Genomic DNA, 24,786 nt, shown 5'->3' on the forward strand with positions numbered 1-24,786 from the left:
CTTCAGCAGCTTGTTTAGCTTGTAATGCTTGTGCATCTGCCTTAGCTTTTGCTTCTGCCGCTAATCTTACTTTTTCTGCTTCTGCATCAGCTTTTGCTTTTGCGTCGGCTGCTAATTTCGCTTGGCGCTCTTCTTCTTGTAATTTTTTAGCTTCTGCTTCCGCTTTAGCTTTTGCTGTAGCTTCAGCATCTGCTTTCACTTTTGCATCTGCCAATAATTTTGCTTGTAAAGCCTCCATATCAGCTTTTGCTTTCGCGTCTGCTGCAAGTTTTGCTTGTAACGCTTCTGCATCGGCTTTTGCTTTTGCATCCGCAGCTAATTTCGCTTGACGAGCCTCTTCTTCAACTCTAGCTTTTTCTTCAGCAGCTTGCTTAACTTGTAATGCTTCAGCGTCTGCTTTTGCCTTAGCGTCAGCCGCTAATTTCGCCTGACGAGCTTCTTCTGCAACTCTAGCTTTTTCTTCTGCAGCTTGCTTAGCTTGTAATGCCTCTGCATCCGCTTTTGCTTTTGCTTCAGATGCTAATCTTACTTTTTCTGCTTCCGCATCAGCTTTCGCTTTTGCATCTGCTGCCAATTTCGCCTGACGAGCTTCTTCTGCAACTCTAGCTTTTTCTTCAGCAGCTTGTTTAGCTTGTAATGCCTCAGCATCAGCTTTTGCTTTTGCTTCAGATGCTAATCTTGCTTTTTCTGCTTCAGCGTCGGCTTTCGCTTTTGCTTCTGCTGCAAGTTTCGCTTGACGAGCTTCTTCTGCAACTCTAGCTTTTTCTTCAGCAGCTTGCTTAGCTTGTAATGCCTCTGCATCGGCTTTTGCTTTTGCTTCAGATGCTAATCTTGCTTTTTCTGCTTCCGCATCAGCTTTCGCTTTTGCATCTGCTGCAAGTTTCGCTTGGCGAGCATCTTCTGCTTCTTGTAATTTTTTAGCTTCTGCTTCCGCTTTTGCTTTAGCAGTAGCTTCAGCATCGGCTTTTACTCTTGCATCAGCAATTAATTTAGCTTGCAAAGCTTCCATATCTGCTTTTGCTTTTGCATCTGCAGCCAATCTTGCTTGTTCTGCTTCAGCATCCGCTTTTGCTTTTGCTTCTGATGCTAATCTTACTTTTTCTGCTTCAGCGTCCGCTTTTGCTTTTGCATCAGCATCTAATTTTGCTTTCGCCGCAGCTTCAGCATCTGTTTTTGCTTTTGCTTCAGCAACAAGTTTCGCCTGTAATGCCTCTGCATCAGCTTTAGCTTTTGCTTCAGCAGCTAACTGTGCTTGACGAACTTCTTCATCAGCTTTTGCTTTCGCTTCTTCAGCTTGTTTTATTTTCAATGCTTCTGCGTCAGCTTTCGCTTTTGCTTCAGCAGCTATAAGTGCTTGTCTTGCTTCTGCATCAGCTTTTGCTTTTGCATCTGCAGCTAATTTTTCTTTAAGCGCAGCTTCTTCTGCAACTTTTGCTTTTTGATCTGCTGTCAGTTTAGCTCTATTTGCAGCATCAATAGATGTTTTTGTCTTAGCTTCTGCAGCGGCTTTTGCTTTTGCTTCAGCAGCTAATCTTGCTTGTAAAGCATCTGAATCTGCTTTCGCTTTTGCATCAGCAGCTAAGATTGATTGCATATCTGCAGCCTCTGCTTTCGCTTTTGCATCTGCTTTACGTTTTTCTTCTGCAGCTTCTACTTTTGCTTTATTATCAGCTATTAATTTTAATCTGCGTTCTTCAGCATCAGCTTTTGCTTTTTCTGCCGCCGCCAATCTTGCTTGTCTTGCAGCTTCTGCATCGGCTTTTGCTTTTTCAGCTGCCGCCAATCTCATTTTTGCTGCTGCTTCAGAATTTGCTCTTGCTTTTTCTACTGCTAGTTGTGCAGCTGTTTTTTGCTGTGTTGGTGCTGCTGCATTCGCTGCGGCCGCTTTAGCTTTTGCAGCCTCTGCATCTGCTTTTGCTTTATCTGCCGAAGCTAATTTAGCTTGTAATGCTTCTGCGTCTGCCTTAGCTTTAGCATCAGCAGCTAATTTCAATTTCATTGCTTCAGCATCAGCATGAGCTTTGTCTGCAGCTAACTCTTCTTGTGTTTTTTGTACTGTTGCTCCAGATTTATTTGCTGCTGCTTGCGCTCTCGCAGCCGCTGCCGCATCAACTCGTGCTTTATTATCTGCAGCTAATTTCAATCTGCGTTCTTCCGCATCAGCTCTCGCTTTATCAGCAGCCAATTGCGCTTGTGTTTTTTTAGTTTCCGCTACCGCTTTATTTGCTGCTGCACTCTGTGCTCTAGCGGCTGCTGCTGCATCGGCTTTTGCTTTTGCATCTGCGGCAAGTTTTATTTTTATAGCTTCAGCATCAGCCTTCGCTTTATTATCTGCTTCTAATTTAGCTTTCGCTTTTGCTTCTGCGTCTGCCTTCGCTTTGTTATCTGCTTCCAGTTTAGCTTTCGCTTTTGCTTCGGCGTCTGCCTTAACTTTTTCAGCTGCCACTAATCTTGCTTGTTTTGCTTCGGCATCGGCTTGTGCTTTTGCTTCGGCTGCCAGTCTGTTCTTTTCAGCGATTTCAGCTCTGTTAACCTGAGTTGCCTCCGATTTTGGTTTGGCTGGAACTGATTTTGGCTTAGCTGGATCGATTATCGAACCTTCATCGTCATCTCCGTAATAGTAATTTCTATTTTTGAATTTGTAGGCAATGGCAAATTCATGTGAACCGCCTAGATTAGAGAAATTGCCCATTCCTCTTTCGTAATTATATTCAATAGCAATACTTGGAGAAAGATTAACCCCAAGTCCCGCTGAAACTCCGTATAAAGTGTTATAACCAACTTGTGCCCAAACTCCTTGCTGAAGTGCTAGCATTCCAAGTCCTGAAATAACTGTTTTGTCTTTTTTAATCTCTGTTCTAACGATTCCAGAAAATTTACTTCTGTCAAAAAAACCGTAGCTATCAATATATCCAGTGTACATTGCGTGCAATTGAATTGCTCTTTCTGGATCATCTTTTACCACTCCTGATCCGAAATTGTAAAGTACTAAGTTGTTAATCGATAATCCGAAATCAAGGAAATCTGTCCCGTAGTTAATACCTGGATTAACTGTAAGTAATGTACTTGAAGGATAATCTCCTGTTAGGATATCTGAATCTTCAGAGATAATTTTTCCTTTATTTAAACCACTTTGATAAACGCCAACGTTTAAACCAAAAGTTAAATTACTGTCATCTTGGATAACGATGTTATGAGCGAAATTGGCCACTCCGCCAAAAACAGTCATTAATCCATAATTTTGTTGAAACAAACCAAATGCAAAAGCTTCATTCTCTCTAAAACGTCCAGAATAATTTGCTAAATAGGTTTGTGGAGCATTTTCAAACTGAACCCATTGTCTTTTGTTATAAAAACTAACATAGGGGTTTGATTCTCTAACAAAACTGAAAGTTGGGTTAATTAAATATCTATTAAACTTTAACGAATTTCTTATTGGTAATGAAAACGAAACAACTCCATCCTCAGCTGTATTTTGAGAATAGAGTAAACTTGAAAAACCGTAAAATAAAGTGATGAATAGTAAAAGTTTCTTCATATTATTTTATCACAGTTATTGATCCTTTTTTCTCACCTGTATCCGATTGAATGACATAGTAATAAACTGGATTTACATTTTTAAAATCTATATTGTTTTGAGGCCAATCGCCTTGATAATTTACTACATCTAAAACCTTATCACCGTTTGAGCTAATGATAATTACTTTTGTAGTTGCATTTTTATATTCGTCAGGAATATTCCAATATGGATTCATCCCGCTTAATTTAATAATGTTTGGAATAACTCCAGAAGGAGTAGAATCACCATTAATTCTAAATGAAAACTCTTTACTAGCTATACAGCCAGATACTTGAGAAATTATTACTTTATAGTTCCCTTTTACAGAAATAACATAAGAATTTGCTGTTTGACCAGAAATCAAATTGTTATTCAAATACCACTCATACGTAGCGCCAGTAGCATCTGTTGTAACAGTAACCGTAATAGTCTCGCCTTCGTTCAATTTATATCCATCTTGAGCATCTATTGTTGCCTCAAAACTGTTGCTTTGAAGATCGATACTTCCTATGGCTTTACATCCTCCAAAATCTACTTCTACAGAATAAACTCCAGATTCATTAGTAGAATAAGTACGGGTTGTAGCGCCAGTAATTATTACACCATCTTTTTTCCAAACATAACTATTTCCTGAAGTTGCAGTTAAAACTGTTCCCGTTCCGCTTGCGCAAAATGGATTTCCTAAACTTGAGTCTATTGTTACCGCAGACCCACTGCTTGAAGAAGTAACGTTAACACGATTTGAACTAAAGTTCACATCAGAACATTGTCCATAATCGATTTCTGCATAATACTTTCCTGTACTATTTACCACTAACTCTTTAGAGCTTTGTCCTGCAATTAGAACATCATCTTTGTACCATTTATATTTAATGTTTGCGATTGATGCTGGAGAAGGATCTTCAGTACTAATACTAAGTGTTAAACTGCCGCCAGAACAAAGCATAGCAACATCACTTTTGTTATTAATAAAAAACGAACCTTCAAATTGTTTAAAATAAGCAGGAAAAGAAGTGTTTCCTAAAGAGTTTTTAAATCTAGTACTCGTAACTCCAGTAGAACTTTTAACTCTTAAACTATAAATATCTGAACCAACTAAATCTGTTGGAACCGCATATTTAATTGTTTGTTGGGTTGCAGAAACGTCTATTGTTTGAAGTAACGTTGTAGAAACAGGAGAAGTAAAATTTCCCGCAGCATCTGAAAGCTCAACTACGAACGTCGTACCTGCGGGAAAATCTATATAACTAAAGGTTGCATAAAATTCATTGAACGAGTTACCAGCACAAAGTTTTTCTAGGCCATCAAATGTTTGAGGCACTATCGTTTGGGCATAGGTACTCGATTTAGCAAAGAATAAAATGCTAAATAAAAGTAATAATTTGGTAAAAGATAAAGTAATTTTTTGAATCATATAGTGCGTTTTCTTGCTAAATCTATACGCTCAAAAAACAAGATATCTATAAAAGTTTCAGAAAAATCATATTTGTAATTTTCAATTATGTCTTTTGCAAGAATTGAAGTTGCAGCAAATGATGAATTCTCTTCACAGTTAGATACAGCATTTGACTCAGCTGCTATAGTAAGGCTGTCCTTGGGGTTGGACATCCCTACTATAAACTGATTTAAATTACTTGTCTGGCCATTGTTTTCAACAACAGCACTATTATTATTTTGGTTAATGTTAGCCAAAGTTAAACCACACTCAGAAACAGCAGCCTTAGTAGGATTTTCTGCTGTGTCCTGTGCATATAGAGTTAACGATACAGGCGAAACCAAAAATATTATATATAAAAAATATTTTTTCGTAGATACCATTATGTCTTGATCTTTATTTGGGGTCCTTTATAGACGATACATAAATTGTGTCTGGGGACTTTATTAATAAAATTTACGCCGTGGAAAATAAAAATCGAAACTATTTATCTATTACCGCTAGAAGCCGTGATTTTTCCTAATTGTAATCTAAAATCTGGTTTTTTTGGATTGAAGATATCAATGAATGTTTCTTTGTTATCACTTTGTGAGTACACGTTAAAGAAAACACTGTTTCCATACCAGCTTTCTAAATCTTCATTGTTAGAATTGTATTCAGTAAAGATGTTTCCTTTACATAAGTTGAAATACATTTCCTCAAATTTGATTTTTTTAAGGTTGGCATCATTGATTTCAGTTTTGCTGTCTAATAATACTGCAGGGTTGAATCCAGAGATCACACTTCTTTTCATTTCAAGAGAAGCATTTTCAGCTACATAAACAGCCTCTTTTACTAATCCTGCTTGAATGTCAGCATTGATGTTCTCGCTGTCATTAACCATTGTAATATTACTTGCAACAACTAAAGTTTGTTTTTTAGTGAAATCTGTTTCACTTTTCTTGTCAAAAGATCTAACCTCCATACAACGAGATCCGTCTTTAGTACTTGAGAAATAAGAAGATCTAACTGCTAAAGAGTTAAAGAAACGACATTGAACTCCTTGATTAAATTTAAAGTCGTCGTTAACTGATTTATAAGAAACGAATTTTGTAGCATTGATGTCACCACCTAAGATTCCGAAAGAATCTCCGCCAGCGTAGCTAACCATAATGTTCTCTAAAACTGTTTTGTTTCCAATACCTGCAAGAGTTAAACCATTGAAAGTATCTGCTCCTTTTACTTTTTTACCAGCAAACTCGATTCTAACGAATCTTAAGATTCCAGAGTTTGAAGCTACGTTGTCTCCACCGTAAGTAGTCATAGTTGGATCAAGATCTAGGTTATAAGAACCTACATTTCCGAATTTGTTAATTGGTGCATCTCCAAGAAGTACGATTCCACCCCAATCTCCAGCTTTTTTCATGCTTCGGTTTGAAGTAAATACAATTGGATCTGTTTCTAAACCATCAGCGATTAATTGTGCACCTTTAGTGATTACTAATGCTCCTTTAGTTTCGAAGTCTCCAATAATTACTGTTCCAGGCTCGATAGTTAAAACAGCATTGTTTGTAACATAAACGTTTCCTTGTAAAACGTAAATATTTCTTTTAAGCAATTTAGTATTAACAGAAATGTTTCCTGCCAAAATTTGGTTTGCTTCTCCATAGTCAACTTTGTTAGGCTTAAACTCAGTCCAGTTGTTTAACCAATTGGTGTAGCCCATAATTCCTTTCTCTTGTTGAGCACTCATACTCGTAACTGTCAAAAGAACGCAGATTAATTGAGTAATTTTTTTCATGATAAGGGGGTATTACTGTTAATAATAAATTTGGGTATGCGTAAACGAAAAAACTCCTCTCGAATTTTCCGAAATTTTCAGAACCTTCGAGAATGAGTTATTTTTTTATTTTGTTTTTTAAAAAACTACGCAAACCTTATCTGCTTGCGCGAACCCTTTAAAAAATATTTTAAAAAATTTGAGCTTTATTACATTTCGTTCAAATCGTTGAACTCGTGTAATGATTTCAATGTACTTTCGTAGAACAAAATTGCAGCGATTAGATTTCCTTTATCAGAATAAGGCATCATCTTTCTCTGAAACTCTACTGTCGTATCTAAGAATGTTGTTGTACCGATTGCTTGAGCATCTAAAACTTTTTTGTGTTCACTATCGTCTGGAATACCTAAGTCTGCCATAGTAACACCTGGTTTAGTAACCAAAGCGATGTAAGGGAGAGTTTTTACCAAAACTTTAATACGCTCAATGTATAATTCCAAAAGTTCTCCTTTTTGCATACCACTCAATTCTTTTTGATCATGGTATTTTCGGATAAGCGCAGTTGTACTAATAATACTTCTTGGTGCGTTTTTAGCTTGTGCTGAAGCAGCCGCTGTAGTTAAGATAAAAAAAGCACTAAATAGAATAATTTTCCCTTTCATAGATTCTTATTTTATAATTGGTTGTTGATAAAAACAAAAATATAGAAATTAAGTTAAATTACAACTTCAATGACTTTTTTTTTCAAAAAAAAATCTTAAAAAAACCTTAAAAACCAGCGTTATGTCGAGAAAATGTGCGTTTTAACGTGCTTTTTGTTAAAAATGTTAACGTCGCAAACGTAGGATATTCGCTATAAAAACAAAAAAAATCTAACTTTAAATAATAAAAAAAAACTTACGTTTGCCGATTTTCGAAAAAAAATATTAACAAAAACATCTTGATATTTACTCACTTGAAGATATTTATTAACAAAATTCTGTCGAAAATCATCTTAAAAAATTTCAGAAATCAGTTTCTAAATTTCAAAAATATACTGGCGAAATAATCTTAACTGGAAAATTTTTGACTATACCATTTTCTTCTATCTTTGTTCCATGCAATTTTCTCAAATTTTAGGTCAAGATTACATCAAAAGCCACTTGATAAAAAGTGCTGCTTCTGGTAGAATTCCTCACGCACAATTGTTCGTCGGTCCAGAAGGAAGCGGCACATTAATAACCGCCATTGCCTATGCCCAATATATTTTATGCAGCAATACTGGCGACGAAAATTCAAACGGAAATGATTCTTGCAATCTAAAGTTTGATAACATCTCACATCCCGATCTGCATTTTATTTATCCAACTGTTACAACCGAAGATGTTAAAACAAAACCCAAAAGTCTAGATTTTATTCAGGACTGGCGCAGTTTTATTCTGGAAATGCCTTACGGAGGGTTATTCGATTGGTACAAAATTCTCGGTGTCCAAAACAAACAAGGAGAAATTCGGGTTGAAGATGCGCAGGAAGTCTTAAAATCGCTTGCGCTAAAATCTTACGAAGGTGGTTACAAAATTATGATTATCTGGATGGCCGATAAAATGAATATCGCAGCATCCAATAAACTTTTGAAACTTTTAGAAGAACCTTCAGAAAAAACCGTGTTTATTCTGATTTCCGAAAATGAAGAAGATATTATTCAAACCATACGTTCGCGATGTCAGGTAATTCACTTTAACGGACTTCCAGAAAAAGTGATCGCTGAAGCATTAGTTGCCAAAGAAAATATCGATTTGAATTTAGCCAAAAAGATAGCACATCAAGCGCAAGGAAATTTTAATAAAGCATTGCATTTGTTAAAAGAAGACGATGATGAATTTCCTTTTGAACAATGGTTTGTCAATTGGGTTCGCGCCGCTTTTAGAGCAAAAGGAAACGCCGCTGCCATTCAAGATTTAATTTCCTGGAGCGAGCAGATTGCTGCGCTGGGACGCGAAAGCCAGAAAAAATTTATTCAGTATTGTATCGAAATGTTCCGCCAAGCTCTAATGCTAAATTATCAAGCACCGAGTTTAGTTTACATCGAACCAAAAGTGGATAAATTCAAACTGGAAAATTTTGCTCCGTTTGTAAATGGAAATAACATTCACGATATATTCAAAGAACTTTCAGATGCTATGTATCACATTGAAAGAAATGGAAATGCGAAAATAATCCTAACCGATTTATCGATCAAGTTGACTCGTTTAATTCATAAAAAATAATTCATAATGAACAATGTTGCCTCAATTTTACTTTTAGCTTTTTTAGCATTAACTTTTTTACAATCAGGTTACGAAAAAATTTTTTATTGGAAAGATAATGTCGCTTGGCTTAAAGAACATTTTGCCAAAACACCATTAAAAAATCAGGTTCCGCTTGCGCTTTTACACTTACTCATTTTGGAACTGATTTCAGGAATTTTATGCGTTGTAGGAGGTATTCAGTTATTTACAAACAACGGAAGAGAATTTGGTTTTTACGGAGCAATATTTTCATGTATCTCTTTGTTAATGATGCTTTTCGGACAAAGACTTGCAAAAGATTACGATGGTGCGAGAACCATTGTTATATATTTTATACCAGCTGTAATGGCTGTTTATTGGTTGAATTAACCAATACAATTTTTAAATTTTTAGATAAAAAAAATGAATCCAAAACATCCTTCAGAATCCTTAACTATTTTAACTGATTTAGTTTTACCGAGCGAAACAAATCCTTTAAACAATCTTTTTGGCGGTGAGTTATTAGCCAGAATGGATCGCGCGGCAAGTATTGCAGCCCGCAGACATTCGCGCCGAATTGTAGTAACGGCTTCTGTAAATCACGTTGCTTTTAACAGAGCAATTTCGCTTGGAAGCGTTGTAACCGTAGAGGCAAAAGTTTCAAGATCTTTCAAAAGTTCTATGGAAGTTTTTATTGACGTTTGGGTCGAAGACCGCGAATCTGGAAACAGAACCAAAGCTAATGAAGCAATTTATACTTTCGTTGCTGTCGATGACACCGGAAGACCCGTTGAAGTTCCGGCAATTGTACCAGAAACAGAACTAGAAATCCAGCGATTTGATGCTGCTCTTCGTCGTAAACAATTGAGTTTACTGCTAGCTGGTAAAATAAAACCTTCTGATGCAACAGAATTAAAGGCATTATTTTTATAGATCAAATTTGTGACAATTTGGAACAATCAAACTTCAGAAAAAGAAGTAATTTTACAAATTGAAAATATAGACTATTAAAATATAGAAGAATTTTCTTATTTTTATCCAGAAAGACAAAATAATAATTTAGATATTAGAAAAAAATGAGTTCAGACAAAGAAGCCAAATTAAAAGCGCTACAACTAACGCTTGATAAACTTGACAAAACCTACGGAAAAGGAACCGTAATGAAAATGGGCGATAGAGCCATTGTAGAAGTAGAAACGATTTCTTCTGGCTCACTAGGTGTTGACTTAGCTCTTGGGGTAAATGGATATCCAAAAGGAAGAATTATTGAAATATATGGTCCAGAATCTTCTGGAAAAACTACCTTGACACTTCACGCCATTGCTGAAGCGCAAAAAGCTGGTGGTATAGCTGCTTTTATCGATGCGGAGCACGCATTTGATAGAAACTATGCTGAGAAATTAAATGTTGATATCGAAAACTTAATTATCTCTCAGCCAGACAACGGAGAACAAGCTTTAGAAATTGCCGAAAACTTAATTCGTTCTGGAGCTATAGACATCGTTGTAATTGACTCTGTTGCCGCTTTAACTCCAAAAAGTGAGATTGAAGGTGAAATGGGAGATTCTAAAATGGGTCTTCACGCACGTTTAATGTCTCAAGCTTTGAGAAAACTTACTGGAACTATCAGCAAGACAAATTGTACGGTTTTCTTTATCAATCAGCTTCGTGAAAAAATTGGTGTTATGTTCGGAAATCCAGAAACAACAACTGGAGGTAACGCACTTAAATTTTACGCTTCTGTACGTTTAGATATTCGTCGTTCGGCTCAAATTAAAGATGGTGAGAACGTAATCGGTAACAGAACTAAAGTAAAAATTGTTAAAAACAAAGTTGCACCGCCATTTAAAACTGCAGAATTCGACATTATGTACGGAGAAGGAGTTTCTAAAACAGGTGAAATTTTAGATTTAGCTGTTGAATTTGACATCGTTAAAAAGGCAGGATCTTGGTTTAGCTACGGCGATACAAAACTAGGTCAAGGTCGTGACGCTGTTAAAGCTTTAATTAAAGATAATCCAGAACTAGCTGAAGAACTGGAAATTAAAATTAAAGAACACATGAAAGAATTAGCGAATGCTTAATAAATAAGTCAAAAAAGGACTATTAAAAAGCCGAGTGATTTTTATAATCCTCGGCTTTTTTTGTTTCAAAAAATAAAAATGAAATTTTCACGCAACCTTTTCTAAAAATTTTCATCTATTAAAAAAAGCGGTTCTATAATTGATACATGCCAATATCAATTTGCAGGTTTTTTTAGAATTTACATTGGTTGGTTATTTAAACATTAGAAATCCGCTAGATTATCTATCTAGCGGGTTTTTTATCAAATTTTCCATTTTTTTCGATTTTTTTCATTTTTTGACGCAACCTTTTTTACTTTTCTTCATCCATAATATTATGACGTTAACTTGAGTTATTACCTAAACTCTTTATTATCAACCATTAATATTTTTAACCATGAAAGAAAAAATAGAATTGTTGTACAATAAAAACCGAAGAAAAACCAAATTAAGATTTAAAAAAGTATTGCGTTTTATTTCAGAAAAGATAATTCACAGATAATATTTTGAATAAAAATAGGGGGTTTTTAATTCAAAGAAAAGCCGGTAGATTTAATAAATCTACCGGCTTTTGTATTTTACATAATGTTTTACTGTTTAATTTTGAAAATCAATTAAACCCTTGTAAATTATATCTCTAACTTGATCTCTTAATTCTTTTCTATGGTCAATAGTCAAGCCTTTTGTTTCTATAAAAGGCAAAATTCTAGCACGCATTTTTCCAGGACTTCCACTCATGAACGTGTACGAAAAACGTTCTTTGTTATCAGGAAAAACAATCGGTACAATCGGAATCTGATGATCTATTGCTAATCTAAAAGCGCCATCTTTAAATTCGTCAAGCAAAATGCTTTCGTCATCTGGAACCCCGCCTTCAGGAAAAATGCAAATACTTAAACCTTGATTTAAACGACTTTGAGCTCTTTTAAAAACTTCATTTTTACTTCTTGATGAACTTCTGTCAACCAAGATGCAAGTTCTTTTATAAAAAAATCCAAATAACGGAATCTTCACTAACTCTTTCTTTCCAACAAATACAAAAGGGTTTTTAATTAAAGCCAACATAAGCATAATATCGGTCATTGAGGTATGATTAGCCACAATCATGTAACTTTTGCCTTTAATGAGCTTCTGTTCGCGTTTTACGGTATAATAAAAGCCCATTCCGAAAAGGATAAATTTAGCCCAAATGCGAGCCATTTTAAAAAAATAGGGATAACCTTTCTCTGAGAGAATAGAAATCAATAAAAATGGCAGCATAATAATTATCGGAATCGCCATCAAGACGTAAAACCAAACGCGCCAAAGAATCCAAAAAGCAATTTTAAATATTTTCATAGTTTCAAAAGTAAGAAAACAGAAGTGAATTTTCTATATAGAATTTATTCTCCTCGCTGCTTTTATTTGTAGCGCAGAGATAGCTAAGTTTTTCCACGGAGTAAAGAAGTTTAATTAATTCTTCGAAATTTGCTAAAGCAAAAGTTCTCAAAGACTCACACTTCTTTTTTAGTTTTGTCCAAAATTTTAAAAATCTATTGAACCAAATTTTATATTTTTATACGAAATTCTGCGTTAAATTTAAAAATAAAAAATGACTGAAAATGAAATTTCGACAATTGTTATTGGCTTAGCAATCGAAATACATAGAAAACTTGGACCTGGCCTGCTAGAAAACGTTTATCAAGAATGTCTATTTCATAAACTCAAACAAAAAGGGCTCACTGTAGAAAAAGAAAAACCAATGCCATTAGTGTTCGAAGAAATAAAACTTGATTGCGGATATCGAATAGATTTGTTAGTAGAAAACAAATTCATTATCGAAATTAAAGCCGTTGAAGCTTTAACAACAAATCATCTAGCACAAACATTGACATACCTCAAACTCGGTAACTATAAACTAGGTTTGCTAATTAACTTTAATGAAGCTCTCTTGAAAAACGGGATTAGAAGAGTCATAAATAATATCTGAAAAAGTAGAAAAGTACAGTGAACTTCAAAAAACTCAAAAAATCTTCTTAAACTCTGCGAAAAACTCTGTGAACTCTGCGTTAAAAAAACGAACTTTGCAGATCAAGAATAAGAAAAATCTAGAATGGCAAAAATACTTACTGGTGTTCAAAGTACAGGAACGCCTCATTTAGGAAATTTATTAGGAGCAATTATTCCGGCGATCGAATTATCTAATGATCCAGCAAACGAATCTTATTTATTTATTGCTGACTTACATTCGATCACTCAGATTAAAGACGGAAAAACTTTAAGAGAAAACACTTATAGCACAGCCGCAGCTTGGCTTGCGTGTGGTTTAAATCCTGAAAAAGTTACTTTTTACAGACAGTCTGATGTGGTACAAACTACAGAATTGACTTGGTATTTGAGCTGTTTTTTTCCATTTCAAAGATTGACTTTAGCACATTCTTTCAAAGATAAAGCAGATCGTCTAGACGACGTAAATGCTGGACTTTTCACATATCCAATGCTTATGGCTGCGGACATTTTGCTATATGATGCAGAATTTGTTCCTGTTGGAAAAGATCAATTGCAGCATTTAGAAATCACTCGTGACGTTGCAGCTCGTTTTAACCATCAAATGGGAGAAACGTTTGTTCTACCAGAAGCTAAAATTGAGGAAAATATCATGTTGATTCCTGGAACAAATGGAGGAAAAATGAGTAAATCTGCCAATAATATCATCAACATTTTCTTGGACGATAAAACTTTAAGAAAACAAGTAATGAGTATTGAAACAGATAGTACGCCGCTTGAAGCTCCTAAAAATCCAGATACTTGTAATGCATTTGCCATATATTCTTTGCTAGCAAACGAAGAACAGACTGCGCAAATGAGAGCTAATTATTTAGGCGGAAATTATGGTTATGGCCACGCAAAACAAGCTTTGTTTGAATTGATTACAGAGAAATTTAAAACGGAAAGAGAGAAATATAACTATTACATCAACAACCTTGAAGAAGTCGATGCTCTACTGAAAAAAGGCGCTACAAAAGCTTCTGTTATTGCTGATGGTGTACTTTCAAAAGTTAGAGAGGTTTTAGGATTTTCGAAATAATTTTAAATACAATATTTAAAAAAACGCTGATCATTTGTAAAATTGGTCAGCGTTTTTCTTTTACAATTATTTTTTGTAACTTCAAGTATATTAATCTTTTAAACATAAAAAACATGGACAAGTATATTGAAGATTATAATATTCCACCATACGTATTTCAAATTCTAAACATAGTTTTCGGACTCTTGCTGATTTATATTTTATACCGATTATACAAGCATTTTACGCGAAAATAAATATCAGATTTTCTGCGTTAAATTGACTCGAAAAGTTTTCCTGGAAGTGGTCTAATTACACCTTTCAGTTCCATATTTATCAAAAAACCAGAAAGTTTGAAAATTGGAATTTCACATTCAATAGCAATGAGATCAAGCAATTCTTTTCCATTCTTTTGTAGAAAATCATAGATCCTTTGTTCATCAGAATCTAACTCCACAAAAAGCTGTTTCTGAACATTTTTTGGCTTTTCTTTAATATCCCAATTCAACATATAAACCAGATCAGCAGCACTTGTTAACACATTTGCTTTCTGGGTTTTAATCAAATTATTACAGCCCTGACTGTACTTATCTGTCACTCTTCCTGGCACGGCAAAAACATCACGATTGTATTCGTTGGCCATATTTGCTGTAATTAGCGAACCGCCTTTATCGGCAGATTCAATCACAATCGTAGCTTCAGTCATTCCTGCAACAATTCGATTTCGGCGTACAAACTTCTCTTTATCTGGATTCGAATCACTCCAAAACTCCGTTATAAATCCGCCGTTTTCTTCCATTTTTGCCATGTGCTTTTTGTGAGTACGCGGATAAATCTGATTTAATCCATGAGCCAAAACACCTACAGTCTGCAAGTTATGATCCATTGCGGCTTGATGCGCAACGATATCAACTCCATACGCAAATCCGCTGACGATTACGGGATCTAGTGGCGCAAGATCTTCAATCAGTTTTCTACAGAAATCAGTTCCATAAGAAGTAATCTGACGCGTACCAACAATACTTATCATTTTCTTTTTTTTGAAATCCAGATTTCCAGCAGTAAAAATCAAAATTGGAGCATCAAAACAATGTTTGAGACGTTCTGGATAACTTTCGTCCTGAAAAAAAGATACTTGGATATTGTTATTTTTTATAAATGAAAGCTCTTTATCAGCTTTTTCAAAAACAGCTTTGTCTTTCAAATTTTTAAGTAAAACAGACCCTATTCCATCAACAGCTGCCAATTGCGTATTTTTAGCTTTAAAAATCTCCGATGCAGATCCAAAGGAATGGAGTAATTTTTTACCAAGAATATCTCCCACTCCATCAACTTTTAGCAAGGCAAGTAAACTAAACAAATCCTGATCGTTCATATCTTTTAAACATTATGTAAAATAGAAAAAATATTTTTACTTTTTCGAAGCGCAAATATCAATAAAACAAAGTAAATTCTTAATAAATTTTAAGAATAAAATTGTTATACATCAATAAGCTCAGTAAAATCAATTCGTAATTTATTGAAAACGAATTGTCTAAAAATAATTCTCGATTGTTAATAAAAATTGTGAATAAAATTTTGATAACTATAGCCGTTGTCTAACTTTGTTATCATGAAAATCGAAGAATATATCTCACAGTTATTGTACCGTTATCAGTGTGTAACGGTTCCAGGATTTGGTGCATTTTTGACCGAAACTCATTCAGCACAGTTGAATGAAAGCACTAATTCGTTTTTTCCGCCAAAAAAAACCATTTCTTTCAACAGCCGTATCAAAAATAACGACGGATTGTTGGCAAATCATATTGCACAGGCAGAAAAAACATCTTATGGTTTTGCTGTAAGTGCAATTGCATTTGAGGTTTTGAACTGGAAAAAAACATTGGAAGAAGAAGGTGTAATTCTCTTAAAGAACATTGGAGAATTGCGTTTAAACTCTGAAAGCAATATTATTTTCAAACCAAACGATCAGACAAATTATCTGTCAACTTCTTTTGGATTAAGTCCTTTTGTTTCGCCGATTGTAAAAAAAGAAGCTTTCGAGAAAAAAATCGAAAAAATCGCAGCAAAAGAAAAAGATGCTGTTTTGTTATATGAAAATGAAGAAGAAACCAAATCTTCAAATCCATTCTTGCGCTATGCCGCAATTTTAGTTTTAGGTCTTGGAATTACAGGAAGCATTGGTTATCCTTTATACCAAAATCAAATTGATAATCAAACACTTGTTGTAGAACAGGCCGTTCAGAAAAAAGTACAAAACAAAATCCAAGAAGCAACTTTCTTTATCAAAAGTCCACTTCCAGCTGTAACACTTTCTGTCGATTCTGCTAAAGTCGAAACAGCTGAAGTAACAATGCCGTATCACATTATGGCGGGTGCTTTTAGAAGTGAACAAAATGCAAGAAAAGCGTATGATCAACTTATCAAAGATGGTTTCAAAGCTAGAATGCTAAAAGAAAACAAACATGGCTTATTCCCTGTTTTATACGGAAGTTACCCTACAATGCAAGAAGCAGAAAAAGCTCAAAAAGAAATACAAAAAGGCGAAAATCCTGATGCTTGGATTCTGGTTGAAAATCTATAAAATTAAAAATCCTGTTCTTATCGAACGGGATTTTTTTTGTCCTATTCTGTTATTTTAAAAAATTTTAATGGCACTCTTTGATGATTTCTTCAAATATATTAGCCTCAAAAATTTAAAACATTATGGACAAACTTTTTAGAACATTAGCGTTCCTGCTATTACTAAGTTCTCAATCTTTTTTTGCTCAGCAAACTACAAACACAATGCAAGAATTGGAGCGACAACAAGCTGAACTTCAAATGCAAAAAAATTTGAAAGAAAATTATAAAATGTTGGATGACAAGATTTATCAGCTGAAAAAAGAACAAAAAGATCTCGAAATTAAAAAGAAGAACCTATCTAAATCTGATAGCAATTTGAAATCGACAAAAGAGAAAATTGAAAAGCTAGAACTTGCCAATCAGAAAATTGAAAACAAAATAACGACAACTTCGATTTCTGAAGAAGAAATTCAGAAACAGAGAATTAAAACCAAAGAAAATGAGGTTAATATTCAAAAGTTAAAACTAACTCAAATTACACAGGAAAAAGAGCTAGAAAAAGCAATGTCGAGTATTTAAAAATCGCTTTTCTAAAAAAATAGCTTTCATTTTGTAAGCTTCGGAGAAGCGAAATATTTATAGAAAAAATAAATATCTACGATATAAAGCTCCAACGGAGCGACATGTTTTTACAATTAATACGTGTCGCTCCGCTGGAGCTTTTTTAATTTATTTTTATTGGAATTCTATAAATATTTAACCCCTCTGGGGTTCAGCGCATATTTCTATGTAGATATTACATCTTGTAAAAAAATATCTTTTTAAAAATCTTCTTTCCAATGTTTATCGTGAAACAATTTTTGCATTTTGAGATAGAATCTCTTTACCCGATTGGTAAACTGTTAACATTGCAGGCGGCGAATTTTTTTCGCCCAAAACAATGATATAGCATTCATATTTGAAATCACCTTTTTTAAATTCGTAGTAATGATTCCCGCCAGTTCCATCGGCAACAAAAACTCCATTTTCGATTACAAGATCTGGGGTATCAGTCATTTTCTTTTTGATTGACCAAGAAACATAACGATAATTATCATTTCCTAAATCATCAATTCTAATTCTGAATTTTGAAGTTTCTAAAATAGCTATTGGTTCCTTGAAATTTGAGACTGAAGAATTTACCTTTTTTTTCTGCTCAGCAATCTTGTCGTTTTTCAATTTTAGTTCTGCATCCGATTGGTGATTGATGCTTATAATTTTTCCATCGGTATCTATCCATAAATCCCCTTGATTCAGCATTATTCCACGCCAGCCAACTTCTGACCAATCTTTCGCAGGATCAGATTTTGTTATTTTTTCAATCAAACCTTTATCAAAAATTTGATCATATCTTTTTACAAAATCTGCTTTATCTTTCACTGAAGGAATTGGATATTCCCGTTTGAACGGAAATTTTATTCGCTTTGCAATTGCTTCTTTATCGCCGTTTTTCACTTCCAAAATAAATTTCGAAATGAATTTTTGATATTCTGGTTTCAAATCCTGAGCAATCAAAAACGAAGAATTAAACAACAGAATTGTTAGCAATATTTTAAATGTTTTCATGTCAAAAATAATTTAATGCGTTAGAAATTAGATTTTTGAAAAACAGAAAACAGTGTTTCACGTAGGACGTTCAAAAAATCAATTTATGCTCGCTTTGAACATTTTTAGTTCATCCCAGGTGAATTCGTCGCCGTGTTTTTCTTTTAAACCGCTCAAAGATTCTTCTTGATAAAATTGAAAAGCTTCACGCAAGGCCAAAATTTTATCATAAGGCAAAACATCGATGATTTCAATTTTCTTCGACTGAATAAGTTTTATCAAATGTCCTTCGATCGTTTGAACATTCAATTTACGCATTCTCGCAATATCTTCAACCGAATTTTTATCCATCCACAAATCATACGTTTCTTCGACTGTCGTTTTTTTAGCCGTTTTAAGCTCACTTTTCTCCGTCTTAGTTGATTTGTATCGAACAACGGGTTCTTCTGTCCTAAAAATGTCCGTATTTGTCGTTTTCAGCTCTTCTCGAATCCTTTCTGCTTTGTTCGTTTTGTAATTTTTAATATTTGGCGACGTTAGTTTTTCTTTACTGATTTCTTCGCCGGCCACAACCACTTCGATCAATAACTTGGCTTTCATCAATCTCAAAACCGCCTTGGTCTGAAGATCTTCCAAAAAGTTAAGCTCTTCGTAGAACTCTTTTACTTTTTTAAATTTTTGAATTTCAGCCATTTTGTAAATCAGATCATCCACCAATTTGTCCATTGGCTTGAAAAAATAATCGTAGGCCGCATCTACCCTTTCTTTCACAAAAAACAAATCGACCGTTTCTTTGATGAAAATTTTATTGAGTTGCGAAATGAATTTCTGCGAAGGATCTAAAAGCTGTTCCATGATTTCCATTCGCTTATGCGCCCAAACCGAATGTTTCGTTTTCTCCGAACCAGCCGCATTTTCGTTATAACTGAAACGATGATTTCGCCATTCTTGCGCCAATTCTCCCCAATTAAAACTGTTTATCAAATAGTTGTGAATAAAATTTTTGGTTTCGAAGTGAAGCGCTTTCTCCAAAGTTTCTTCCGTTGCCCTATTCAAAGCGTAATCCATCACATCTTGGTCGTTCGAAATGCCATTCATCTGCATCGGAGAAAGCAAAATAAGCCCGTCTAACGAACGCAAACGCGAAAGTGCTACATAGGCTTGCCCCGGAAGAAAAACTTGCGATACATCGAGCGCTGCTTTGTCAAAAGTTAAACCTTGGCTTTTGTGCACTGTAATCGCCCACGCCAGCTTGATTGGATAATGTGCAAAAGTTCCCAAAACTTCTTCTTCGATATCTTTGGTTTGTTCGTTGACTTTGTAACGGATATTTTTCCATTCGTACTTTTCCACTTCGAGTGTCATGTTCTCTTCTGGAAAGTGAACAAAGATTTCTTCATCAGAAAGTGATTTGATCACTCCCATTTTTCCGTTGAAATATCTCTTTTCAAAAGACAAGTCATTTTTGACGAACATGATTTGTGCGCCGACTTTCAATTTCAATTCTTCTTCGACAGGAAATATCTTTTCTGGAAAATCTCCCACAACAAATGGCGTGTAGATATATTCTTTTCCATCTAAATCATTGATAGACTGCGAGTTGATAGAATCTGCTTTAGCATTATGCGTTGTCAACGTGATATAACCTTTGTTCTCTTTGAAGTCAAAATCAGGCTTAACATACTGATTTAGAATGGCTATGTCTTCTGGAGTGATTTGGTTATTTCTCAAATTGTTCAAAACCGAGATAAAAGCATCGTCGGTCTGGCGATAGATTTTTGACAATTCGATATAAATTGGCGGATACGTTTGCAGCACATGAGAATGGAAAAAGAACTTCCCACGGTAATAGTTTTTCAGCGTTCGCCATTCTTCATCGCGAATCACTGGCGGCAATTGTAACAAATCTCCAATAAACAAAACTTGAACTCCACCAAACGGATGAGTGTTTCTTCGAACGGTCTGCATCATGAAATCTACCGCGTCCAACAAATCGGCGCGCATCATACTCACTTCATCAATCACAAGAAGCTCCATGTTTTTAATTACATTTCGCTTAACATTATTCATTTTGAAATGGCGACGAAGTGATTCTTTGTTTTCAAACTTTACCGTTTCTGTAAATTGCGCGCTCACATCATACGATGGAATAAATGCAGAAAACGGAAGTTGAAACATGGAATGAATGGTTACGCCACCAGCATTCAAAGCGGCGATTCCGGTTGGTGCAACAACAACAGTATTTTTGTGAGTTGTCGCGATGATTTCTCGCAAAAGCGTAGTTTTTCCCGTACCTGCTTTTCCCGTAAGGAAAATAGATTTTTGAGTCTGATTGATGAATTGTAAAGTGTAAGCTGCCGCTTCTGAAACGTTCTGCATTGGGCTTGTATTAGAAAATAAAATTACCGCATTTTTATAAAAAGAAAAAACCTAAATCTTAGTGGATTTAGGTTTTCAGTAATTTAGTTAGTTTGGTAGTTTTATTTTTTTGCTTCGCCTTCTTTTGTTTCAGCTGCTGGTTTTGCATCTGTTTTTGGCTCTGCTTTGTATTTATCATTTAAAGCTTTGATAATTTCCTTTGTGATATCGTATTTCTCTTCAGCATACAAAATTGTTGCAGCATCTCCAGTTCCGTAGATGTAAGAGTAACCGTTTTTCTTTCCGTAATCTTTAATGAATTTTTTAACTCCACTAACAAGAGAATCCATTTCAACACCACTTTCTTGTTGCAATTGTTGTGCTAATGCTTGTTGAGCATAACCTAATTGCTGCTCTCTCTTTTGCAATTCAGCTCCTCTTTGCTGTGCCCAAGCTTGACCGTTTGCTTGTGCCTGGCTTTGAAAATTAGCCGCGTCTTGTTTAAAACGTGAAATCTCAGCTTGTAATTGTCTACCTTTTTCTTCCGCTTGAGCTTTGTACTTTGCCTCTAGATCTTTTGCTTCAGTGTATTCTTTCATCAAAACCGAAGTATCCACGTAAGCTGTTTTTACTTCCTTTACCTCTGCTGTTTTATTACAAGAAACTGCGAAAACTGAAAGTGCGATAATAACTAATGCTTTTTTCATTTTTTTTAAATTCTATTTTTTTAAGTATTAGAGACAAAAATATAAAAAAATCAATAGCATCAGCATAAAGTTTAAAAAATGCGTAAATTTTATGATATTGTTTTTATTTATAGAAAAAATAATAACAATAATCCAACGCTATTACTAAAATAAGGCTCATTTTTGCGCTTTTTTCAAAACTAAAAAAGCCATTTCATCTCAAGAAGACAAAATGGCTTTTTAGGCATGTTTTTATACTATTTGTTTTTTAAAACATAAATATGCGATGAATACTCTTTTGAGCTTTTCGCTTTCCAATTTGATTTCAAACCAATGAAAAAAGCTTTAATATAATTCATCTTTCCTGTTTTGTATTTTTCGGACAAAAGGCTCACATAAAACGAATCGAATTTCATTGGAAGGATTTTTTCCAATTTCATATCAACTCTTTCAAAAAGCACTTGAATTGATTTTTTCGAAAAATGCCAAAAGTGAATTGGCACATCGTAAGCTGCCCAAAAAGTTTGATAATGATTTGCGTCAAACGATTTGTAGTTTGGAACCGCAATAATTAATGTTCCAGTTGGTTTTAATAAACGCTTCAATTCTTGGATCTGAAGTTCTAAATCTGGAACGTGTTCTAAAACGTGCCACATAGTAATTACATCCAGAGAATGATTTTCTAAAGTGCTAATTTCTTCTACAAATGAAATTCCCTTTTCTTTTGCAATGTTTTTAGCACGATCGCTCGGCTCTACTCCAATTGTTTCCCAACCGTCATTTTTTGCTGTCAAGAGAAAATCTCCAGTTCCAGCTCCAATATCTAAAAGTTTTCCTTTTTGTGGTTGTTGGTTATTAATTAAATTCAATTTATTCTTAAGCGCAATATTTTTTACAAAGTGATATGCTTTTTCAAATAACGAACGTTTGTTGTCGGTATGCGAAATATAATCTTCGCTTTCGTAATATCTACCCAAATTTTGAAGTTCGGGCTGTGGAGAAGTAATTAGCATATCTAATTCTTCATCGTAATACAAATCAAAAATTTCTTTTGAAACAGAATGGTCTTTTACCGTAAGAAAGTGTTTTTTATTTAAAACGTTCATTTTTTAAATTTATAGATATTGGGTTTAATTTATAGCAAATCCTAAAAACGAAATTATATCGCTTTTAGGATTTTTTTGTCTTTTTTATTTTTAATTCTTTTTTAGATTTTCTTTTCACTTTTTACAATTCAATATACCTGCAAAGGTACTTTTAATGAAATATTACTTTACGAAAATCTTCAAAAGGTTTCACGTGGAACAGCTACAATTTTAGATTTCTTACTTTAGATTTTAGATTTATAATGAATTCTGAAAATTAAAAACGAAAAATAGTTTCACGTGGAACATTTAATAGTTTTCAGTCGCGGTTTTCAGTCGCAGTAAAAACTGGAAACTAAAAACTGTGACTGCGAACTTCTTTATCTTCCCATATAAATCAAAAGCACAGAAATATCACTTGGTGATACTCCGCTGATTCTTGAAGCTTGAGAAATAGTTACCGGACGAATCTTGCTTAATTTCTGTTTTGCTTCAATAGACATTGATTTGATTTTATTATAATCGAAATTCTCTGGAATTTTTACTTCTTCCAAACGATTTAGCTTATCTGCATTATTTCTTTCTTTTTCGATATAACCAGAATATTTAACTTGAATTACTGCCTGTTCTACAATTTCTTCATCCAACTCATTTTCTTCAATATAAGCTGAAACCTTTTCAAATTTCAACATATCTTCTAATTCAATTTGTGGACGAGAGAAAATCTTAAACATTTTATCTCCTTGCGAAATTGGTGCTGATTCTTTCGCTTCCAAAATCGGATTTGTTTCAGCAATCGTAACACTTGTTTCTTTAAAGAACTGAACCATCTTTTCAGATTCATTTAATTTCTTTTCCATTCTTCGTAAACGATCTTCAGAAGCTAAACCAATTTCGTATGACATTGGAGTCAATCTGAAATCGGCATTATCTTGACGCAACAAAGTTCTATACTCTGCTCTTGATGTAAACATACGATATGGTTCTTCTGTTCCTTTCGTAATCAAGTCATCAATTAAAACTCCGATATACGCTTCATCACGTTTTAAAATCAACGGATCTTTTTCATGCACTTTCAAGTGTGCATTTATTCCAGCCATCAAACCTTGAGAAGCTGCTTCTTCATATCCTGTCGTTCCATTAATCTGTCCAGCGAAATATAATCCTTCAACTAACTTCGTTTCTAAAGTATGTTTCAATTGTGTCGGCGGAAAGAAATCATATTCGATAGCATAACCAGGTCTGAAGAATTTTACATTTTCAAAACCTGCAACAGAACGAAGCGCTTTAAATTGAATATCTTCTGGGAGTGAAGTTGAAAATCCGTTTACATAAACTTCGCAAGTATTCCATCCTTCTGGCTCAACAAATAATTGGTGACGTTCTTTATCTGCGAAACGATTTATTTTATCTTCAATCGAAGGACAATATCTTGGTCCTAAACTTTTGATTCTTCCGTTGAACATTGGAGAACGATCAAAACCTTCTCTCAAAATATCATGAACATTCAACGAAGTGTATGTCATATAACAAGAACGCTGATGCGTTAATGGAGCGGTCACATCTGAATAAGAAAACTTGGCTGGCTTCGCATCTCCTTTTTCTTCATTCATTTTAGAATAATCTAAAGAACGCCCATCTACTCGTGGTGGCGTTCCTGTTTTCATTCTTCCAGCTTCAAAACCTGCTTTAATCAAATCTTCGGTAATTCCGGTTGCAGCACTTTCTCCTGCTCTACCTCCTCCGAATTGTTTTTCTCCGATATGAATCAAACCATTCAAAAAAGTACCATTTGTCAAAACCACAGATTTGGAACGAATCTCCACACCAAGTGAAGTTCTAATTCCTTTTATCTTTCCATCTTCAATAATTAACCCTTTTACCATTTCTTGATAAAAATCAAGATTTGGAGTCGCCTCCAACATCATTCTCCATTCTTCTGCAAAACGCATTCTATCACTTTGAACTCTTGGCGACCACATTGCAGGTCCTTTTGATTTGTTCAACATCTTAAACTGAATTGCAGTCTTATCAGAAACAATTCCTGAATACCCACCAAGCGCATCAATTTCTCGAACAATCTGTCCTTTTGCAATTCCTCCCATCGCAGGATTACAAGACATCTGTGCTATGTTTTGCAAACTCATTGTAACCAATAAAGTTTTTGATCCCAAATTTGCAGCCGCAGCCGCAGCTTCAGAACCAGCATGGCCTGCACCAACCACAATAACATCGTATTCTTCTAAAAACATTTTGTTTTATTATTCTCCAAAAACCGCTAACGCGGTTTTTAGAATTACATTTATTTTTTCCTTGTTCCACGTGGAACTTTATATTTTGTTTCAAGTTTTGAAGTTTCAGGTTTCAAGTTCAAACTGGAACGTGTCAACCGGAATTCTC

20 protein-coding genes are annotated in these 24,786 nt (G+C 34.5%); 8 read left to right on the forward strand and 12 right to left on the reverse strand.

What is annotated here, in order from left to right; translation table 11 throughout:
• The 5 genes from DM444_RS23985 to DM444_RS04025 all read right to left on the reverse strand — a co-directional run.
• Nucleotides 1-3,538: PorP/SprF family type IX secretion system membrane protein (locus DM444_RS23985; protein WP_111284230.1), on the reverse strand; the 3,538-nt coding region annotated here is incomplete at its 3' end.
• A 1-nt stretch (nucleotide 3,539) separates the two neighbouring features.
• Nucleotides 3,540-4,973, reverse strand: coding sequence for a gliding motility protein SprC (sprC, locus tag DM444_RS04010; RefSeq protein WP_111284232.1), 1,434 nt, complete (start codon nucleotides 4,971-4,973; stop codon nucleotides 3,540-3,542).
• Complete coding sequence (locus DM444_RS04015; RefSeq protein WP_239455579.1) at nucleotides 4,970-5,377, reverse strand: hypothetical protein; 408 nt, start codon at nucleotides 5,375-5,377, stop codon at nucleotides 4,970-4,972. The genes sprC and DM444_RS04015 overlap by 4 nt, the downstream gene beginning before the upstream one ends.
• A 104-nt stretch (nucleotides 5,378-5,481) precedes the next feature.
• Nucleotides 5,482-6,774 (reverse strand): hypothetical protein, encoded by a 1,293-nt coding sequence (locus DM444_RS04020; protein ID WP_111284236.1) that lies wholly within the window; start codon nucleotides 6,772-6,774, stop codon nucleotides 5,482-5,484.
• 188 nt (nucleotides 6,775-6,962) lie between these two features.
• Nucleotides 6,963-7,415: a hypothetical protein gene (locus DM444_RS04025; protein WP_111284238.1), complete on the reverse strand. Its 453-nt coding sequence runs from the start codon at nucleotides 7,413-7,415 to the stop codon at nucleotides 6,963-6,965.
• A gap of 435 nt (nucleotides 7,416-7,850) precedes the next feature.
• Between DM444_RS04025 and DM444_RS04030 the strand changes: the two genes are divergently transcribed.
• From DM444_RS04030 to recA, 4 genes are all read left to right on the forward strand, one after another.
• Nucleotides 7,851-8,999, forward strand: a complete 1,149-nt coding sequence (locus DM444_RS04030) for a DNA polymerase III subunit (RefSeq protein ID WP_111284239.1) — start codon at nucleotides 7,851-7,853, stop codon at nucleotides 8,997-8,999.
• Between the two features lie 6 nt (nucleotides 9,000-9,005).
• On the forward strand, nucleotides 9,006-9,389 hold the full coding sequence (locus DM444_RS04035) for a DoxX family protein (RefSeq protein ID WP_111284241.1): 384 nt from the start codon (nucleotides 9,006-9,008) through the stop codon (nucleotides 9,387-9,389).
• Nucleotides 9,390-9,422: 33 nt separating this feature from the next.
• Nucleotides 9,423-9,932 (forward strand): acyl-CoA thioesterase, encoded by a 510-nt coding sequence (locus DM444_RS04040; protein ID WP_111284243.1) that lies wholly within the window; start codon nucleotides 9,423-9,425, stop codon nucleotides 9,930-9,932.
• A 143-nt stretch (nucleotides 9,933-10,075) separates the two neighbouring features.
• The gene (gene recA, locus DM444_RS04045; protein WP_111284245.1) at nucleotides 10,076-11,083 is read left to right on the forward strand and encodes a recombinase RecA; all 1,008 of its coding nucleotides are present in this window, start codon (nucleotides 10,076-10,078) and stop codon (nucleotides 11,081-11,083) included.
• A 576-nt stretch (nucleotides 11,084-11,659) separates the two neighbouring features.
• Here recA and DM444_RS04050 read toward each other — a convergent pair.
• Nucleotides 11,660-12,400: a lysophospholipid acyltransferase family protein gene (locus tag DM444_RS04050; protein ID WP_111284247.1), complete on the reverse strand. Its 741-nt coding sequence runs from the start codon at nucleotides 12,398-12,400 to the stop codon at nucleotides 11,660-11,662.
• Between the two features lie 253 nt (nucleotides 12,401-12,653).
• Between DM444_RS04050 and DM444_RS04055 the strand changes: the two genes are divergently transcribed.
• Together DM444_RS04055 and trpS are read left to right on the forward strand one after the other, a co-directional pair.
• Entirely contained in the window at nucleotides 12,654-13,031 is a 378-nt protein-coding gene (locus tag DM444_RS04055; RefSeq protein WP_111284249.1) for a GxxExxY protein, read from the forward strand.
• A 123-nt stretch (nucleotides 13,032-13,154) separates the two neighbouring features.
• Complete coding sequence (gene trpS / locus DM444_RS04060) at nucleotides 13,155-14,129, forward strand: tryptophan--tRNA ligase (protein WP_111284251.1); 975 nt, start codon at nucleotides 13,155-13,157, stop codon at nucleotides 14,127-14,129.
• 253 nt (nucleotides 14,130-14,382) lie between these two features.
• On the opposite strand, the gene dprA is transcribed toward trpS, so the two are convergent.
• Nucleotides 14,383-15,483: a DNA-processing protein DprA gene (gene dprA, locus DM444_RS04065; RefSeq protein ID WP_111284253.1), complete on the reverse strand. Its 1,101-nt coding sequence runs from the start codon at nucleotides 15,481-15,483 to the stop codon at nucleotides 14,383-14,385.
• A 237-nt stretch (nucleotides 15,484-15,720) separates the two neighbouring features.
• On the opposite strand from dprA, the gene DM444_RS04070 reads away from it, so the two are divergent.
• Nucleotides 15,721-16,692: an HU domain-containing protein gene (locus tag DM444_RS04070; protein WP_111284255.1), complete on the forward strand. Its 972-nt coding sequence runs from the start codon at nucleotides 15,721-15,723 to the stop codon at nucleotides 16,690-16,692.
• Nucleotides 16,693-16,814: 122 nt separating this feature from the next.
• On the forward strand, nucleotides 16,815-17,252 hold the full coding sequence (locus DM444_RS04075; RefSeq protein WP_111284257.1) for a hypothetical protein: 438 nt from the start codon (nucleotides 16,815-16,817) through the stop codon (nucleotides 17,250-17,252).
• A gap of 264 nt (nucleotides 17,253-17,516) precedes the next feature.
• Here DM444_RS04075 and DM444_RS04080 read toward each other — a convergent pair whose 3' ends face one another.
• From DM444_RS04080 to mnmG, 5 genes are all read right to left on the reverse strand, one after another.
• Nucleotides 17,517-18,278, reverse strand: a complete 762-nt coding sequence (locus DM444_RS04080) for a hypothetical protein (protein WP_111284259.1) — start codon at nucleotides 18,276-18,278, stop codon at nucleotides 17,517-17,519.
• A gap of 78 nt (nucleotides 18,279-18,356) precedes the next feature.
• Nucleotides 18,357-20,636: a helix-turn-helix domain-containing protein gene (locus tag DM444_RS04085; protein WP_111284261.1), complete on the reverse strand. Its 2,280-nt coding sequence runs from the start codon at nucleotides 20,634-20,636 to the stop codon at nucleotides 18,357-18,359.
• Between the two features lie 101 nt (nucleotides 20,637-20,737).
• Nucleotides 20,738-21,322, reverse strand: coding sequence for an OmpH family outer membrane protein (locus DM444_RS04090; RefSeq protein ID WP_095930173.1), 585 nt, complete (start codon nucleotides 21,320-21,322; stop codon nucleotides 20,738-20,740).
• 236 nt (nucleotides 21,323-21,558) lie between these two features.
• The gene (locus DM444_RS04095; protein ID WP_111284263.1) at nucleotides 21,559-22,407 is read right to left on the reverse strand and encodes a class I SAM-dependent methyltransferase; all 849 of its coding nucleotides are present in this window, start codon (nucleotides 22,405-22,407) and stop codon (nucleotides 21,559-21,561) included.
• A gap of 359 nt (nucleotides 22,408-22,766) precedes the next feature.
• A complete protein-coding gene (mnmG, locus tag DM444_RS04100) occupies nucleotides 22,767-24,638 on the reverse strand; it encodes a tRNA uridine-5-carboxymethylaminomethyl(34) synthesis enzyme MnmG (protein WP_111284265.1) in 1,872 nt (623 codons plus the stop codon).
• Between the last annotated feature and the right edge of the window lie 148 nt (nucleotides 24,639-24,786).

Source organism: Flavobacterium ginsenosidimutans, assembly GCF_003254625.1.
Lineage (GTDB): Bacteria > Bacteroidota > Bacteroidia > Flavobacteriales > Flavobacteriaceae > Flavobacterium > Flavobacterium ginsenosidimutans.

What these genes read in the sequence shown, in the direction of transcription:
- DM444_RS04075 (WP_111284257.1), top strand. Translation starts at nt 16,815, where the DNA reads ATGGACAAACTTTTTAGAACATTAGCGTTCCTGCTATTACTAAGTTCT.
- DM444_RS04040 (WP_111284243.1), top strand. Translation starts at nt 9,423, where the DNA reads ATGAATCCAAAACATCCTTCAGAATCCTTAACTATTTTAACTGATTTA.
- mnmG (WP_111284265.1), bottom strand. Translation starts at nt 24,638, where the DNA reads ATGTTTTTAGAAGAATACGATGTTATTGTGGTTGGTGCAGGCCATGCT.
- DM444_RS04025 (WP_111284238.1), bottom strand. Translation starts at nt 7,415, where the DNA reads ATGAAAGGGAAAATTATTCTATTTAGTGCTTTTTTTATCTTAACTACA.
- recA (WP_111284245.1), top strand. Translation starts at nt 10,076, where the DNA reads ATGAGTTCAGACAAAGAAGCCAAATTAAAAGCGCTACAACTAACGCTT.
- trpS (WP_111284251.1), top strand. Translation starts at nt 13,155, where the DNA reads ATGGCAAAAATACTTACTGGTGTTCAAAGTACAGGAACGCCTCATTTA.
- DM444_RS04020 (WP_111284236.1), bottom strand. Translation starts at nt 6,774, where the DNA reads ATGAAAAAAATTACTCAATTAATCTGCGTTCTTTTGACAGTTACGAGT.
- DM444_RS04050 (WP_111284247.1), bottom strand. Translation starts at nt 12,400, where the DNA reads ATGAAAATATTTAAAATTGCTTTTTGGATTCTTTGGCGCGTTTGGTTT.
- DM444_RS04085 (WP_111284261.1), bottom strand. Translation starts at nt 20,636, where the DNA reads ATGCAGAACGTTTCAGAAGCGGCAGCTTACACTTTACAATTCATCAAT.
- DM444_RS04055 (WP_111284249.1), top strand. Translation starts at nt 12,654, where the DNA reads ATGACTGAAAATGAAATTTCGACAATTGTTATTGGCTTAGCAATCGAA.
- DM444_RS04070 (WP_111284255.1), top strand. Translation starts at nt 15,721, where the DNA reads ATGAAAATCGAAGAATATATCTCACAGTTATTGTACCGTTATCAGTGT.
- DM444_RS04095 (WP_111284263.1), bottom strand. Translation starts at nt 22,407, where the DNA reads ATGAACGTTTTAAATAAAAAACACTTTCTTACGGTAAAAGACCATTCT.
- DM444_RS04015 (WP_239455579.1), bottom strand. Translation starts at nt 5,377, where the DNA reads ATGGTATCTACGAAAAAATATTTTTTATATATAATATTTTTGGTTTCG.
- DM444_RS04030 (WP_111284239.1), top strand. Translation starts at nt 7,851, where the DNA reads ATGCAATTTTCTCAAATTTTAGGTCAAGATTACATCAAAAGCCACTTG.
- sprC (WP_111284232.1), bottom strand. Translation starts at nt 4,973, where the DNA reads ATGATTCAAAAAATTACTTTATCTTTTACCAAATTATTACTTTTATTT.
- DM444_RS04080 (WP_111284259.1), bottom strand. Translation starts at nt 18,278, where the DNA reads ATGAAAACATTTAAAATATTGCTAACAATTCTGTTGTTTAATTCTTCG.
- DM444_RS04090 (WP_095930173.1), bottom strand. Translation starts at nt 21,322, where the DNA reads ATGAAAAAAGCATTAGTTATTATCGCACTTTCAGTTTTCGCAGTTTCT.
- dprA (WP_111284253.1), bottom strand. Translation starts at nt 15,483, where the DNA reads ATGAACGATCAGGATTTGTTTAGTTTACTTGCCTTGCTAAAAGTTGAT.
- DM444_RS04035 (WP_111284241.1), top strand. Translation starts at nt 9,006, where the DNA reads ATGAACAATGTTGCCTCAATTTTACTTTTAGCTTTTTTAGCATTAACT.